Raw genomic sequence first — 17,806 nt, forward strand, 5'->3', positions numbered from 1 at the left:
AGTCAAAAACAATCTATTAAACTATTATTTGATATGAATTTGAACGAAACAGAACAACCAAACAAGTTTCCAGTTGCCATGAAATATGGTGCAATTGCAGGTGTATTCTCATTTGTATACTATATTTTTTTAACGGTATTGGATAAGTCACAAGATGGCCTTCTTTCCTCTTTGGGTATGGTTGTAACGATTACCGCTATGTTTATGGCAGTAAGGGAATATAAATCAGAGACCAATGGATATTTACCTTTTGGACAAGCATTTAAAACAGGTGCTTTTATGGGGGTAATCTCTTCTCTTATATCCTCTGTTTTAAATTATGTCTACATCACTTTTATCGATGATTCAGGTATTCAAACTGTATTAGAAGAAGCGAGATTAGAACTTGAAAAAAATCCTCAATTAACCAATGATCAAATTGATCAGGCAATGAGTATTACTGAGATGTTTGTAAATACTCCATTAGCATTAGTAGCAGGTATTATTAGTTCTGTTATCATGTCTTGTATTATTGCTTTGATGATTGCTTTCATCTTAAAACAAGAAAACCCTGACGCAGTTTAGTATTTAAAATAATTAATGATATATGTCTTCGGATAAAAAAATAGATGTTTCTGTTGTTGTTCCATTACTAAATGAGTCGGAATCTCTTCCTGAACTTATTGAATGGATCGATAGAGTTTTCAAACAAGAAAGCTTAGTGGGAGAAGTGTGTTTGGTGGATGACGGAAGCACTGACAATTCCTGGGAAGTCATATGTGAATTAAAAGAGAGATATAATTGGATTAAAGGGATTCGCTTCTTAAGAAATTATGGTAAATCCGCTGCTTTACAAATGGGTTTCCAAGAGGTTTCTGGAGAAGTGGTGATTACCATGGATGCCGATCTTCAAGACAGTCCAGATGAAATTCCTGAATTAAGAAGAATGATTCTTGAAGATGGATATGATATTGTTTCCGGCTGGAAGAAGAAACGCTATGATCCAATTACTAAAACGATTCCTACCAAAATCTACAATGCTGCCACTCGTGCTTTATCTGGAATTAAACTACACGATATGAACTGTGGTTTAAAAGCCTACCGATTAGATGTGGTGAAGGTGGTAGAAGTATATGGTGAGATGCATCGTTATATTCCTGTCATTGCCAAATGGAATGGCTTTGGTAACATTGGAGAAAAAGTAGTCGAGCACCGTGCTCGTCAGTACGGATCTACTAAATTTGGTTTGGAGCGTTTTATCAATGGTTTCTTAGACTTGATGTCGATTACCTTTGTATCCCGCTTTAAGAAAGCACCAATGCATTTCTTTGGATTACTAGGAACATTATCCTTTTTATCTGGTGCAATTGCTGCAGTATGGTTATTGGCAGAGAAAGTATACTTATCTATAAATAATCTAAAAGTAGCTAGAGAAGTAACCGAACAGCCGTTGTTCTATCTGGCTTTAACCGCCGTGATTATCGGTACACAGATGTTCATGACTGGATTTATTGCTGAAATGGTTTCTCTAAATCAACCGAATCGTAACGATTATCATATTAAAGAAAAACTATAAAAAGAGAACTAAGTAATGAAATGATGTTTATCAAAATGTATTTACAATAATAAAAATAGAGGCTGATTCAATGTGTATTGAATCAGCCTCTATTTTTATATGCATTTAATCAAATGATTAATTACTACCCGGTTGCGTTGGGTACTTTTTAAAGATGCTCTTTATAAATCGATTAATATTTCTTTCTCTTACTGTTGGGCTTTCTTGCTTTTCAGTTAATGTACTTACAGCAGCTGCTTCCCAAAGAAGTTTCTTCGCTTGAGTATCAAAAACATCAATTACAAAAGTACCTTCAGTATAATCGTACTCTGAGTAGTGAGTGGCACCCATACCCCAAGGGCCGTACCATCCACCGTAACCTGCGTTATACGATGTTACGCTTTTCTTTTCTTTTGTTGTGAATACCATACCTACTTGTAGATCGGCAGTGGTATCTTGCTCAGAATACGTGTATCCTAATCCTTGCATATTAGTGATCACAGCATTCTTAACTCTTTCTCTATCAAAAGCCGTTACCTTAGTCGAAGAAGAATTTCCCTGCCAAGGCAATAAGCTGAATGTTTTATATTGTGTGAAGTTCGTTCCAGGATTATAATCTGTTGTAATCTTAGTGGAAGAACATGAAGTAACTAAAAACGCTAAACCGATAAACGCAGCGATATTTAGCCAAATGTGTTTTATGCTTTTCATAGTCCTTTTTTGTTTTTGACGAGTATATCACATTACTCATCCAAGTTTCAAATATAAAGATTATAAATACTAGTGAGATCTTTAATATTATTTTACTCTTTTGATAAATTAAAGATTTACAGTTTAGTAAAGATTAAGACCATATATTAAATCTTAACACAATTATAGAAAACTAAATGCTTATTTATTTAGTTGTCGCAAATAAAAATATTCCGGTAAATTTTCCATTTTAGAAAACTTACCGGAATATTTTTTTATATCACCTAATTGTTTGATCCTATTACATATTGAGGTGGTCGATTTCCTTTCAATTGCTTTCTATAAGATCTGAGTCTACATCAAACAAAAAGACAATGAAGCATCGCTTACCCTTTTAAGATAAACGATGCTTTTTTTTATTATTTGATTTGAATTTTGAAATACTCATGAATATCACTTCCGTGAACGTTCATTAAGTAGATACCTGATGGTAATTGACTAACATCAAACTTATCACCTGATTGATAATTGTTGACTTTACTAATCAATACTTTACCGTTCATATCGCTTACAATAAACTCGTAGCGACCATTCTTTAGATTGTTAAATTGAACCACATCATTGGTCGGTACTGGATATACAGAGATTTTATTTCTCAAATCATCTAAGGATGATAACACTTCTGCTGTTACCGTTACATCAACAGAGGCGGTGAAACTTCCATCTTCTGTAGTGACTGTTATGGTAGCTGTTCCTACTCCTTGGGCAGTAAGTAAACCTAACTCATCTACTGTTGCCACATTTTCATCTGATGATGTCCATGTATGCTTCTTATTCGTAGCATTTTCAGGAGTAATTGTCGCCGATAATTGATGTGTTGCACCTTCTATTAACTCTAAAGCATTATCAGATAAAGTTACGCTTGTAACCAATATATCCTTGTTTTCTTCTTCACGAGCATAAACTGAGAACGCAATTTTATCAGTTAAATCGCCTGTTTCTACTGTAGCAATTACTTCTGCATTACCTATGCCTACTGCAGTTACTTTACCGTTAGCATCGACAGTCACTACATTTTCATCTGTAGAAGACCACATCACTTGACCTGTGCATCCGCCTGAGTAATTTAAAGTGACATTTACGTTAAAGTCATCACCTACAAATAAATTTTGATCCTCTTCTACTATACTGATACTTGTCACTTCACAAGGAGCTGCTAAGGCCGTTTTTAGAAGGATAATTTTATCCATATTCCATTGCCAATCGTGAGTACCTGAGGCGTCTATTCTTAAAACGTAGGTTCCATCTGTATCAATTTGTATAGAACCATCTGCTTTTAGTTCTTGATAATCGTCCCAACCTCCGTTGTTTGGAACTGGAGTTACAATAGATTGTTCGTTTAATGTAATGGTTACCTCTGCATCATCTGATGGTGTTGAAATTAAGTATTTTACTTCGTAATTACCTGCGCCCAACTGAACATCAAATTCAACATAGTCTCCTGCATTTACCCAATTGATACCAACCCCTTCGGCTCTGTTTACACCAAATGGAACGTTGCCATCATCGAAAGTTCCTCCTGTTCTATCGAAGTCTTCGGCTTCTATTACGATTTCCTCTGCTGGAGCTGCTACAGATACTGTTGCTACACCCATTACCGAGTTATCAGCTTCAGAAGTTACCCTAATATCTACAGATTTCCCTGCCGAACCATCCTTCGTTTGAACTAAGCCATTTGTATCCACAGTGGCAATGTTTTCATCAGAAGAACTCCAACTTACATTGGCATTACACACTCCTAATGGTAAAACTTCCGCTACCAACTGAATTGATCCTCCTTCGGATACCATTCTGTTAGCAGGTAAAATATTGATCGCTGTTGGTGCAGGAGCTTCTGTTACGGTTAACTGAATAGTTTCTTCTCCCAATTCTGTTGTTAATCGAATGATTGTTGATCCTGTAGTCACGCCCGTAAGCTCTCCACTTTCACTTACAGTAGCGATTGCCTCATCATCTACCGACCATTGAACTTGTGTTGGATCACAAGCTGTTACAGGTACTTTTGTAAACGATAACTGTACTGTTTGACAAGCAGTGATTGACATGTCATTGTCCATAGTAATTGATGTTAAATCCTGACAAGATACGTCACCACCGAATTGAAGTTCGAAATGTTCCAAATTCCATTGGTAAGGAGTAGAACCAGATGCTACGACACCAATTTCATGTATTCCAGCGGAAGTGATATTTACTTTTTGAGCCAACTCATACGGTTCAAAATTGTCCCATCCGTTATTGTTAATTACAGTGCTTCCTTGTAACTGACTATTGACATACATCTCTAATTTTGCATCAGCTGCTGCTGTTCCAGCAAAGAAGGTAGCCGTATATTCTCCTGCTGCAGGGAAGTAAACAAAATACACTACATAGTTTCCTGTTTTTACTGCGTTAATACCTTTCACTCCTGCAGTTGGCGCGTAGATACCTAATTCATCTCCAAATTTTTCATCAAAATCTTCTGCTTCTATGTAAATCGTTTTTCCTACAGATACATCCAAAGAAGTAGAAACCGAAGGATCAGCTACAGAAGTTGCTGTAATAGTCACTGTTCCTTCATCAGCTCCGGCTGTAACAAGTCCGTTTTCGTCAATAGTTACTAGGCTATTACTTGCTGACCAAGTCACTTCTTTTGAGTTTGTGAATTCTGGTACAAAGCCAATCACTTCCATTGGTAAAGTACTATTAGGGAATATTGCTGTTCTTTTTGCTAACAGTATTTCTGTTGGGCTTACAACTACTTCCGCATCCTGACAAGTTATTGTTATCACTGATGTTTCTACAGCATTATCTGCGTTCGCTACGCCTTTCACTTCCGCTGTGCCTGCTTTTAAACCTGTGATGATACCATTTTCTATGGATATAATATCTGCACCAGAAATAATTTCCCAAGTGACTGTTTGATCAAATGCATCTTGAGGGGTCACTTCAGCTTCGATAGGTAGTGTTTTTCCTACTTGAACCGTTCTTAACCAATCTTTAGCAACAATAGAAGTTGGTAAAATTGGATCAGCAATACTCAACATACTTTCGCAAGTAGATAAAGTAGCACTTCCATCTAGCAAGGTTAATCGTAGAGTATAATCATTGCCTATCTCAGCCAATTGATCTAACTGAAGCGTAACAGTCATAAATTGTTCGCCATTTTTAGAGGTAGTCAATTCACTTTCTCCCAATACAGTCATTCCCTTTAGGAATTCCACTTTTAAAGTTCTACCTGCTAATGCATTTGCTGAAACATTAAAAGTATATTCATCATTACCTACTAAGGCCTCGTCGTAGTCATAGCAATACACTGTTTCATTACCATTGATTATTACAGTAACGTCCACTTCGTCAGTAAATACAGTTCCTCCATTTTCAGTATCTACCACAGTGGCCATAATTGTAGCAGTTTGACCTATTACTAAACCAGAAATTTTACCTGTTACATGATCTATCTTTACAACATCCTCATCTGAACTTGACCAAACCACATCATAATTTGCCGCTGCTTCTGGCAATACATTTACCATTAAAGGTGTAGTGATATTGACCATCGTTTCAAAAGTTGCTCCTTGTGCGATTGCAATTTCTGTAATTGGTGTAGACTGATAAGGTACAGCTGTTACTACAATAGATTTTGTAAATGATCCATCTTCTGATGTGGCCGTAATAGTTACCTCTCCTGCATCAGCAAGGGCAGTTACATTACCAAACTCATCAACTGATACACTTGAAGCATCCGAAGAAGTCCAAACAATCTTTTTATTTGTTGCATTTTCTGGAGTGAATGCTACTTCCAAAGCTTCTGATTTACCATTCATTAAATCAAATGCTGTATTGGTAATTGAGATGTCCGTTAATGCCACCAAATTTGTAGGGTTCGATGAACGAGCTGGAGCTGTTGACATATCATATACTTGCAATGATACGGTTGTATAAGTCACTTTATTCCCATGAATCTCGATAGTCACTTCATTGTTTTCTTGTAAATATTCTATTGGAACATCCACTTCCATTGTACCGAACCAAAAGTTTCGAGAATCTTCATATTCGCCTCTCCAATCGGTATCATAATCTAAATTATTTCCGTTTACAGTGATGTAAGCAGGCACTAATGCATTTTCTGGGAATTTACCTGAGAATCTCAATGTTGCTTCACCGTTTGCAGGCACAACCACACCATTAATGTTTGTCGTCATTGGTGTACGACCCGGTACTTCTTTTCTAAATAATAAACCACCAATTGATGTTGTTTCATTATTTAGTGCCACACTCATGTATTTCTCTTCTTTTGATGTTTGATCAAGAACCACGTTTTTATCAAAGTGATACACTAGAATTACTGTACCTCCACCAGAAATTGTCATCGATCCAGGAGCAGTGTTTAATCTAGTTTCGTCTAATGCCACACCACCTGTCGTTCCAATATTTTCATCAAAATGCATGTATCTTTTCTCCACAAACTGAACCTTGCTCGCTTGTGTATCAAAAATATTTAGATCTACTGTTGCTTCATCAAATTGCAAGTTGTTGACGATAAGATAGACTTTATTGTTTTCCACATAAGCATCTACTTGTATATCTCTATCTGTCGCTTTCGTATCAATACGAGTACCATCCACATCTCTCCACAGTTCATACCACTTCACAAAATCTGACCATACCCATTCACAAGAAGCATCATAAGCTTCGCAATTTCTATCGACTCTGTCCATTAAAACAGAACCATATCTAGTTGTTACATTTCCGTTGGCATCTCTAACATCACCCCACTCTGCTTTTACTGGTGCGAAAGGCATTGAGTACACCACATGAGATGGACGTTCTAAAAATTGCATGAACATCCCATTGAAAGGACGAAGATTTTCCCAGGCTTTTCTTTCCATTTCCTGATCATTGATCCAACCCGAAACAGCACCAAACTCCGATAAAACGATGTCTTTTTTCTTTCCGAATTTTTGAATATCGTACCATTCCAACATATCCAACATTGCTTCAACATGTCCACCAGTACGTACCACACCTTTACCTCTTTCGCCTACCGACCAATCGTAAATATGAATACCATAGAAGTCCATATTGTCACCGCAGTTATCAATAAATCCTTGCCACATCACATCCCATTGGTACCAATCGTTTGTTCTGTAATCGTTTACTGTTGAGGTCGTCATTTCTTGTAAATACGGCATAAGATCGTCGGAAAACCATTGTTCGTATTGGTCATCAGCTACTCTATTGATACCGTCTTTCCAATAGAAATCGTGCATACCCCAAGTCATACCACCAATTTTAGGTGCTTTTGCTCCTAGACGGTTTTTGACACCTTCTGCTACAAGGTTATGGTATTCCCAAAGCTTTTCTTGGCTCGATGCATAGATCCAACTTTTACCACCCACCATCATTTCCATATCAGGTTCGTTAATTACTTCCCAATAGTGTGGTAGTGGCTCTCCTTTTTCTCCAGGTGATTTAGCAAAATAATGATCCAAATATTCCGTCACCCATTCTGCAGAAGTTTCTACTTCTAATGATTGCCATCCATGCCAAGTTTTCCCTCTTGGACTCCAATCTAGTGTTGGATATGTTGGGTGAGGATTTGTTCCCTGAATCATGAAACCTTTCCCTTCGTATTGTTTCGCATTGAGTTTGCTTTCGTGCCAATTTTTTAATTCTTCTGCCTTTAACATCATTGCAGAAACGTCTGGCTTGTTAGGTCGGTTAGGGTCTTGTGGAGTATCAGAAAATTTCCAGCTTGCTGCTCCATTGTCTCTACCCCAATACACATCAAGATCATTGATAAAATAGTCGAGTTTGTCTTCCTGTCCATCCCAATCTCTCTCTGTTGCCGCCGAGTGAACGGTAATGTGCCTATCTCTTCCAAAATCTGAAATTCCTTCTACAGAGTGCACCATATTTAGGTTCACATCCACTTGTACGTTTTGAGCCGAAACTCCCATAGATAAGAAGAACAGAGAGAAGGATAAAACACTTGTCAAAAAAGTCGTTTTAATCTTCATCATAACACTTCATTTCAAATAAATATACTTTGATTAGTTGTATGAAAAATGAGTGATTTGGATGTTAAAAAGAGTAGTACCATAGCTAAAAAAAACTTTATCATCCAAACGTTTTTCATCACACTCAAACATAGTAGGATAGGCGTTTTTTCTGCCTAGGTATTTGATACCAATGAGGTAGGTATTTACACTTTAAGTGTATATTTGACTCATTTTGATATAATTACAATCGTTTAGCTTTAGTTTTCCTTTTTTAAAGTGCTCTCTTTTCTTGTCGCTTCTTGTGCAAATTCAGAAGGGCTTACTCCAAACTTTTCCTTAAATCTTTTCCTAAATGTACCCAGGTCTGTATAGCCTACTTGCCAAGTGACTTCTGAGATATTGGTATTGCCATTTCTAAATAATTCTGCGGCATGTTTTAAACGGACATTCCTTATAAAAGCAATGGCTGTTTCCCCTGTTAATGCTTTGATTTTTTTGTTTAAATGATTTCTCGAAAGCCCATATTCTACAGACAATTTATCCACATTAAACTCGGTATTATCTAAGTGATTTTCGATGATTGAAAGTACCTTTTCTAAAAACTCTACATCCGGTGGTGTTTTGGAAATTAGAGAAGGATTGATCTTGATTTCTTTATCAAACTTTTCAATCAAACGCTCTCTATTCTTGAGGATAGAAAATACAATAGAATACAAGACATTTTGATCAAATGGTTTAGACACATAAGCATCTGCTCCTTCTATCAACCCTTCCACCTTATTCTCGTTGGTACTTTTTGCGGTTAATAATACAATGGGGATATGAGATACTTTGATATCATTTTTAATGGTGTGCAACATTTCGAGACCATTCATATTGGGCATCATCACATCACTAATGACCAAATCAGGCTGATGTATGATACATTTTTCGTAGCCCTGCTGTCCATCCTCCGCTTCAATTACCTGATGATATTCACTAAATAATGATACGACCACTTCTCTCAATTCTTCATTATCTTCTACTATCAAAAAGGTATATTTCTTCTGTGTTGGCTGTAGTATATTTTGGACTTTTTCTATAGAAAATGGAGACGGAAAATCACCTGTATCCTCCTCTTTAGTCAACTCCAGATCTAAGGTTCCTTCATTGATTTTTGGTAAAAGCACTTTAAAAGTGGTCCCTTCATCTTTCTTACTTTCAACTTCTATGCTTCCATTGTGGAGATCCACCAAGTTTTTAATTAGATTCAGTCCAATACCCGTACCTCCTCTGAAAAGCATATTCTTATTGGTCTTTTGAAAATACCTTTTAAACAGTTGCTTCTGATCATCCTCCGCGATGCCTATTCCATTATCAGTTACTCTAATCGATAGCTTATTCTCCAAAGATTCCATTTCTAAAGTCACCTCTCCGTTTTTAGGTGTAAACTTTATAGCATTCGATAATAAATTATTGATAATCTTTTCCAAACAATCCGGATCAAACGACATCATTAATTCTTCAACATTTGCCTTAAAGTATAACTTAATTTCTTTACTCTCTGCCAACGGCTGAAAGCCATCAAAAATATTTTTTACAAAACGTATACTATCCATCAATTGCATTGAGAGTTGAATTTTATTTTGCTCTAATTTTCTAAAGTCCAATATCTGATTAACCAATCGCAACATTAAATCGGCGTTGTATTTAATTATTTTCAATTGATGTTTCTTGTCTTCCTCTGTCAATTGTGACCCGTTAATTAGACGGTCTACAGGAATAGTAATGAGTGTTAGAGGCGTTCTAAACTCATGAGATATATTGGTAAAGAACCTCAGTTTGGATTGTGCAGCATCTTCTGCGTTCTTTTTTTCTAACTCTGCAATAAAGACTTCCTTTTTCTGTTTTCTTATTCGATTATAGATGGTAAATATCAAGCTGCACATCAAAACGAAACTGATGATATATATACCTATCGCTACATTACTTAACAAAGGATGTTTCGCAATGTATATTTTTAATGCAATTGTTTGATCCGACCAAGCCTCTTCGCTATTGGCCGCATTTACCTTTAGCGTGTATGTTCCCGAAGGTATATTGGTGTATTTTGCTTGTCGGCTATTGTTCCGTGTCGGTGTCCATTCCTCATCAAATCCTTCTAAGAAATATCTAAACTTTACTTTATGATGATTATTGAATTGAAAGGCTTCAAAAGATAGACTAAAGCTATTTTGATCATGCTTTAAGTATATTTCCTTGGTATGCTCAATACTATTCTCTAAGATCACTTGATGTTCATATTTAGTATTGGGTATAATGGTTTCATTTAGAATTTGAAGCTCCGAGAAATAGATTTGTGGTCTTCGAGTATCTGACACAATTTGATCAGGATAAAAGGCATTCAAACCATTTACTCCTCCAAAAAGCATCTGACCATCTTTTCTGGTGAAACTAACCAAGTCTTCAAATTCATTTGCTTGTAAGCCGTCCGACTGAACATAATTGACAAATTGATTGGATCGTGGTTGATATTTTATCAAACCATGATTACTACTCAACCATAAATTCCCTTCGCTATCTTCTTCTATTGATTTGATGGAATTACTTGATAACCCATCTTCTACAGTAATTGTATTGAATCTTATTTTTTTGTCCTTAATCTCATTAAAATAAATCAAACCTCCTCCAATTGTACCCATCCAAATTTTTCCATCTTCCGCTTCAAAGATCTTTAATAGATATTCGTTGGATAAGTCGAATGCTGTTTTCCCCTCTTTATAATTGAATACTTTTGGGTGATTTTTCTCTAATTCATTTGCGAAAATGACATTCAATCCTTTGTCTGTGCCCACTAATAAATTGCCGTTTTTATCAATGAGTATGCTTCTAATAATATCTGAGGTTAACCCTCCATTTTTAGGATTGGAATCAAATTTTTGAGCACTTAGAATTTCTCCATTCTGATCAGTTTTGATCCTCCATAATCCTTCATTATAAGTCCCTACCCACATTGTCGAATCGTTTTGCATTTCGATATCAAATACAAACCCCAGCTTTTTTGCAAAAGGAGATTGAGGCAACAATTCCATCGTATTTGGATCTAAGGCGATTAAAAAAGTGGGAAAAGTAGTGCCTAACCATAGCAATCGTTTTCTTAATTTTGATTGAGGAAGGTGTTGTTCAGCAATGGCATATACCCTATTATTTTCGTCGGGATAGTTTTTTATAGAAATCTGACCAAAACCGTTATCATAGTTGTAATTGTTTTCATTAATCAAATAGTTGAGACCACCCACCTCTGTTCCTATCCAGAGGTTTTGCTTACTATCTTCGAAAATGGCCTTTATATGATCATCAAATAGCGACTTTTTATTGGTTTGCTGATAATGCTCAAAAAGTTGTGAAAGAGGTGATATGCAATAGACGCCACCGCCTGTTGTGGCAACCCAAACCTTTTCATCATCTAAAATAATTGAAGTAACAGGGTGATATGACCGCCCATTATTACTTGTCGTTTTATAGTGCTTGATGAGGGTTAAAAATTGGTACTTATGCACTTTATAAGCAAATACCCCTTTTCTATTTCCGACCCATAAAATTCCATCTTTATATGCAATAGTATGTGCCGAATTCGCCGTAAGACCTCTTAACCGAAATCCTCCCGAATGATTTACTACACTAGATATAAATTCACCGGAAGTAATCATTGTTGAATCACAATAGGTCATATCAGAAACATTTCCAAGAGTTTTATCGTAATCAATCTGATGTAAATCTTGATGATTGTTTTTCATCTTGAACAACCCTGAATTAAGTCCTAACCATATATGATTATCTTTTCCTTTAAATATTTTTTGAATGACTACCTGATGTCGGGAAGAATCAATTTCTGACAAAAGAATAGAAGACTGATGAATAATTTTATCGTGATGATCATCTAACTGAATACGGATTAATTTGTCCCAATTGCCTATCCAAATCGTTTGTCCATCAATTAAAAAAGAAGAAATATCGTTGGTTTCAATCTTATAATCTGATTCACTATCCATAGTATAATTGACAAACCTTTCTTTTTTGATATCTAATTTTGAAAGGCCTTTACCAAAAGTGGATACCCAAATATTTCCCCATTTATCCTCCGCAATTTTTCGGGTCATATTGCTTCCAATAGCATTGTCTGATTTGCTTACTCTATATACTTTACTGTCGAGACCATTATAACGTACCAATCCATCCGAGGTCGCTAACCATAAAAAGCCCTTTGAATCTTTAAATACATCTCGAATATCCAATTGAGATATATCCGATACTTTTTTAATCTGATAATTTAGTTCATGGGTAGAATTGGCGAGCAATCTCATATTCATTGATAAAAAAAAGAAGACAATAAAGAGTTGTAGAATTACTGGAAGATTCGTTTTTCGACTGATATAGATGAAGGAATTGGTAATCATAAGTAAAAGTTTGCATCGCTTATTTTAGATGGTGTTCGTAAACCTATTTTCAACTTGTTTATCAAAGAAGAATGGAGAGATTAAAATAAGTGTCAACTGAACGACTGCAATATGGATAAACAACTGATGTTTTGGGGTGAAATTCCCCCTTTGTTCATTTATTGTCTAGTAAAAACAAAAGGATATAAAATAAAAAACACAGGCAGGAGTAAGATATACTCCTGCTTGTGCATCATTGTCCGTTATTATTATTCAACTTAAAATTTTCGATCTTATTTTGTCCACCAGAAATTTTGTGGCATATTCTGAGCGGCTTGCATGTTCTCTAAATTTGTTGCTGCTTCAGAAGCTGGGTATTCGATTTTCCATTGGTAGAAATCATCGAAACCACCATCAGTACCTTGTGATGTTTTCTTGTAATCTACGCCTGGAACGAAGATCGTTCCGAAGAACAAATCTGAATTTCTTCTAACCTCTGCATATGCTTCTGGTCCGTTACCAATCAAACCGATCCACTTTTGCTTTAAAATTTCAGCTTTAGGATTCGCATCGAAGTTAGACTTTACAGATGCCCAGAATGCTGGGTAATCCGTCTCAACATCAGATCCTAAACCATAATACTCTAAAGAAAGGTTGATCCCTTGAGTGAAATATTGTAACTGCATTGCAGCATCAGTGGTATGTTCTGCTCTTAAGAAAGCTACTTCCATTGGAGTTGCTACCATTTCAGGAGTATCATAACCACCAATATTAGTTCTATTTGCAGCAAAAGCTGGGTGCTTAGATGTTGTTAAATCCTCACCTTGCATCGTTTGAGGCTCAAACCAATCATAAACAGTTACTGTTCCATCCTCTTCTTCTACAGAGTTCACAAAGAATACTGGTAAACGAGGATCATCGTTAGTTACATCAGTATCTTTTTGGTTCATTGCATTTAGAATTGCTTGAGAAGGGAATGCGCCACCCCAATCAAATGAGAATGCATCACCGTTAGAAGCTAGACCCCAGATATCGCCTTCACCAGTAAATGGAATCAATGCGATTTCTTCGTTTGTTTCGATCAAAGGAGCATTAAGTGATTGAGTCACTTTTGCATCATCACCTAAACGAGTCGCTAATCTTAAACGAAGTGTGTTGGCTAATTTTTGCCACATCAAATGATCTCCACCGTATACTAAATCAGCTTCACCAAATGAATTACCAGCAGTACCTAATACTTGAACAGCGTTGTCCAATTTTGAGATCATGTCTGCATAGATTGCCGATTGCTCATCATACTTAGGCTTCAACATATCTTGCGTCAACGATTCACCAGCCTCAGCTGCAGCATAACCTTTTCCTGCGTTGAAATAAGGAACGTGTCCATAGATATCTGTAATACGGTGTGCATTAAATACTTTCCATACATCTAGCATTGCTAATTTTGCTGGATCCGCATCGTCTGCTGTTACATCTTTAATGGCTACTTCCAAGTTACCCACGATCTTTACGTAAGACTTGTTCCAGTATTCACCTACCCAAACAGGACCACTACCAGTTAACCAAACTCTTGAGTCGCCCCAAGCACCGATGTAGTGCATACCAATTTGTCCTGTAGTCAAAGAGTTTAAACGAGAAGTCTCGTGACCCACACCCGATACTGCCAATTGAGCAAAAGTAAATGTTTGTGCCGGTGTTGGCTTAGAAGGGTTATTAGGGTTAGTGTTTAACTCTTCGAAGTTGTCAGTACAAGACGCTGCACCAATAAGTACAGATCCTGCTACTAATATATTTTTAAGAGATTTGCTAAAATTCATAATTCTCTAATGTTTCTTGTGATAAATGATGTTGAAGTGGGTAAGACAGCCATTTTAACTGCCTTACCTATCCTACATTAATCTATTAGAATTTAAGGTTTAAGTTGAAACCGTAGCTTGCTGTCGAAGGAAGTGCAGCATACTCAATTCCTAACATACCTCTTGATACAATCGATTCTGGATCGATACCGTCCATTCCATTGTAGAAGAACATTAAGTTTCTACCTACGAATGATAATGAAGCTTGTTTCACGAATACTTTCTCAGTCCATCTAGTTGGAAGGTTATAACCTAAGCTTAATTCTCTTAATTTCACATAAGAAGCATCTGTTACAAAGTCATCCGCTACGTTATTCTGACCAACTTGACGGTAATATTCTTGTGTATCCATTAATTGTTCTTGACCGTTTGCATCTACAACTTTAACACCACCTGCATTTCTTTGCTCTGCAGTTAATTGGTGGTTACCATTTTGGTGCATAGAGAAGTTAGAGTAAGAGAACATATCACCACCTACTTTAGCATCAACAACTATGTTTAACATGATGTTTTTATAAGTAAATGTGTTAGTGAAACCAATCATGTAGTCTGGAGTGATGTTACCTAATGAAAGCATTCCGTTACCTGTCTCATCAGCATCTAACATGATATTGCCATCCTCATCTAATTGAGGTAAACCATTTGCTCCTCTTACTAATTTTGCTCCTTTGATTTCACCGTAAGGCTTACCTACTTCAGCAAAAATGTTTGCTTCACCTCTTGCAGATCTGTTTAATAAGATCTGAGTTAAACCTTCCTCTTCGTACAATTCTTCTAAAGTGTTATTGTTCTTAGTGAAGTTCACACCCATGTTCCAGTTAAATCCTGAAGGCTTTTTGAATACATCAGCAGTTACTAAAACCTCAATACCTTTGTTTCTCATCGAACCTTGGTTGATTACTACTGAATGTGCACCTGCTGTATAAGGAAGTGATACTGGAATTACTTGATTACTTGTTACTGCATTGTAGTACGTAATGTCTACTCCTAATCTGTTATTTAAGAATTTCAAGTCAGCACCCAATTCGATAGAAGTCGTTTTCTCTGGCTCGATATTCGGATCTACAAGACCTACAAAGTTGTCATCACCTCTATTGTTAATCGATCCAATAGAACCTGCTGGCTGACCATTAATTACATCTTGAGTAATTACAGAGTAATTTAATGTTTGAGAGTAAGGATTAGGATCTGAACCCACTTGTGCATATGATGCTCTAACTTTACCGAATGTGAAGATCGACTCATCTACGTTCATCATCTCAGAGAATGCAAATGCACCAGTGATTGATGGGTAGAAGTAACCACTCTTGTGAGTTGGTAATGCAGAAGACCAGTCGTTTCTTGCTGTTACATCAACAAATAACATGTTTTTGTAAGCAACACTCATTTGAGCATATAATGATTGAACTTCTTTCTCTGTTAAGTGCTCTGTAGTAGAAGTACCTCCATCAGCATTATTGAAGCTATACCAATCTTTTTCTAACAATGCATTCGCAATTGTTTGATTGTGCACTACTCTTTGCTTTAATAAGTTACCACCTGCTAAAACATTGAATGATAATTCGTTATCAAAATCCTTCTTGAAGTTTACTAAGAAGTCAGTATTTTGCTCTTGTACGTTATACAAGTCTTTTGACAATCTTCCTGGAGGGTGATATACATTTTGTCCTTTTGGAGCTGTCTTATATCTTTCGTGCTGCCAAATATCTGCAGTGTGACGTAGTTGGAAACTTAAGTTTTCAGTAAGGTCATATTTCACTGAACCTAAAGCAATTACTCTGTTTTTCTCATCCCAGTTTGGCGATTTGTTAATCGAGAAGTAAGGGTTAAATACAAATGGAGATTCAGTATAGTTGTAGTGCTCACCGTCTCTTAAGTAATTGTTCTGAAGATCTGAATTACGAATAGATCTTGGCATTTGGATAAACGTAAACATTGGGTTTTCCATTGTTTCAGCCATATAAGGTCTGTTGTTACCCTTTACATTTACATAATTTACTTTCGTATCGAAAGTGAATTTTTTGCTTCTTAAACGTCCTCTCAAACCTAAGTTATTTCTTTCGTAAGAACTTGTTGGAATGATACCGCTGTTTTGAAGGTTAGCATACGACATTCTGAAATCAGCATTTTCTGAACCACCAGAAACTGCAATTGAGTTGGTCATTGTAGAACCTGTTTGGAAGAAGTCGTTTACGTTGTTTGGTTGTGCTGTGTAAGTTGATTGGTTTCCAGTCCAGTCTACATAAGACTGACCGTTCATTCTTGGACCCCAGCTAGAACCAGAAACTTCTGGATTTCTAATTTCATCTGGATTAGGAATGTTTCCGAAAGTACCGATACCATATTCATTTTGGAATGATGGCATTACTAATGGATTTTCAAAAGTAAAGTTACCGTTGTATTCTACGCTAATACCTTCTTTTGCTTTACCTGTTTTAGTAGTGATAACGATTACACCACCACCTGCTCTAGAACCGTACAATGCAGCTGCAGCAGGACCTTTTAACACTGATAACGTTTCGATATCGTCAGCGTTAATATCACCGATACCATCACCATAGTCGATACCACCGTCCCAGTAAGAACCCTGAGCTGAGTAGAATGAAGAGTTATCGATTGGCACACCATCAATAATATAAAGTGGTTGGTTAGAACCAGTTAAAGATGAGTTACCTCGAATAACTACACGAGAAGATCCACCCGCACCAGCTGCAGTTTTAGTAATTTGTACACCTGCAACTTTACCAGATAAGTTGTTAATTACGTTTGGTTCTTTAGCGATAGCTAAATCATCTCCTTTTACCTCTTGAACAGAGTAACCTAGTGCTTTTGTCTCTCTTTCCATACCGAAAGCAGTGACTACCACTTCCTCTAATTGTTCTGCATCAACTTCTAGAGAGATATTGAAGTTGCTTTGATTACCTACAGGTACTTCCTGTGTAACGTAACCTACATAAGAGAATACTAAAGTAGCACCCTCTTGTACCGATAAACTAAATTTACCGTTAAAATCTGTAGTTGTACCAGTAGATGTACCTTTAAGTAAAACGTTTACACCAGGTAAACCGTCGGACGATCCCGATTCTGTAACTACACCCTCTATAATTTTATCTTGAGCGAGGGTTACATTTGCTAGTAAGAGCAAACTTGATAAAAGTGTTAGTAGTCTGAATTTCATATTGAACTGAAGGTTAGATGAACAGACGTGTAGATCAGAGTAATATTTCTTATTTTTGATCCACAAAACGAAGGAAACACTCCTTCGCAGTT

7 protein-coding genes are annotated in these 17,806 nt (G+C 36.5%); 2 read left to right on the plus strand and 5 right to left on the minus strand.

What is annotated here, in order from left to right:
- The first annotated feature begins 33 nt into the window (after nt 1-33).
- Together MY04_RS14880 and MY04_RS14885 are read left to right on the plus strand one after the other, a co-directional pair.
- Nucleotides 34-564 (plus strand): DUF4199 domain-containing protein, encoded by a 531-nt coding sequence (locus MY04_RS14880; protein ID WP_066210812.1) that lies wholly within the window; start codon nt 34-36, stop codon nt 562-564.
- Between the two features lie 22 nt (nt 565-586).
- A complete protein-coding gene (locus tag MY04_RS14885; protein ID WP_066210814.1) occupies nt 587-1,555 on the plus strand; it encodes a glycosyltransferase family 2 protein in 969 nt (322 codons plus the stop codon).
- A gap of 117 nt (nt 1,556-1,672) precedes the next feature.
- Here the strand turns inward: MY04_RS14885 and MY04_RS14890 are convergent, their stop codons facing one another.
- From MY04_RS14890 to MY04_RS14910, 5 genes are all read right to left on the minus strand, one after another.
- Nucleotides 1,673-2,245, minus strand: coding sequence for a DUF4136 domain-containing protein (locus MY04_RS14890; RefSeq protein WP_066210816.1), 573 nt, complete (start codon nt 2,243-2,245; stop codon nt 1,673-1,675).
- A 398-nt stretch (nt 2,246-2,643) separates the two neighbouring features.
- Nucleotides 2,644-8,286, minus strand: a complete 5,643-nt coding sequence (locus MY04_RS14895) for an Ig-like domain-containing protein (RefSeq protein ID WP_066210818.1) — start codon at nt 8,284-8,286, stop codon at nt 2,644-2,646.
- Between the two features lie 236 nt (nt 8,287-8,522).
- Nucleotides 8,523-12,608, minus strand: coding sequence for a hybrid sensor histidine kinase/response regulator transcription factor (locus MY04_RS14900; protein WP_158297717.1), 4,086 nt, complete (start codon nt 12,606-12,608; stop codon nt 8,523-8,525).
- A gap of 365 nt (nt 12,609-12,973) precedes the next feature.
- Nucleotides 12,974-14,497: a SusD/RagB family nutrient-binding outer membrane lipoprotein gene (locus MY04_RS14905; RefSeq protein ID WP_066210824.1), complete on the minus strand. Its 1,524-nt coding sequence runs from the start codon at nt 14,495-14,497 to the stop codon at nt 12,974-12,976.
- Nucleotides 14,498-14,582: 85 nt separating this feature from the next.
- Nucleotides 14,583-17,714, minus strand: a complete 3,132-nt coding sequence (locus MY04_RS14910; protein ID WP_084005905.1) for a SusC/RagA family TonB-linked outer membrane protein — start codon at nt 17,712-17,714, stop codon at nt 14,583-14,585.
- Nucleotides 17,715-17,806: the final 92 nt, after the last annotated feature.

Origin of the sequence: Flammeovirga sp. MY04 (assembly GCF_001682195.2) — a bacterium.
Classification (GTDB): domain Bacteria; phylum Bacteroidota; class Bacteroidia; order Cytophagales; family Flammeovirgaceae; genus Flammeovirga; species Flammeovirga yaeyamensis.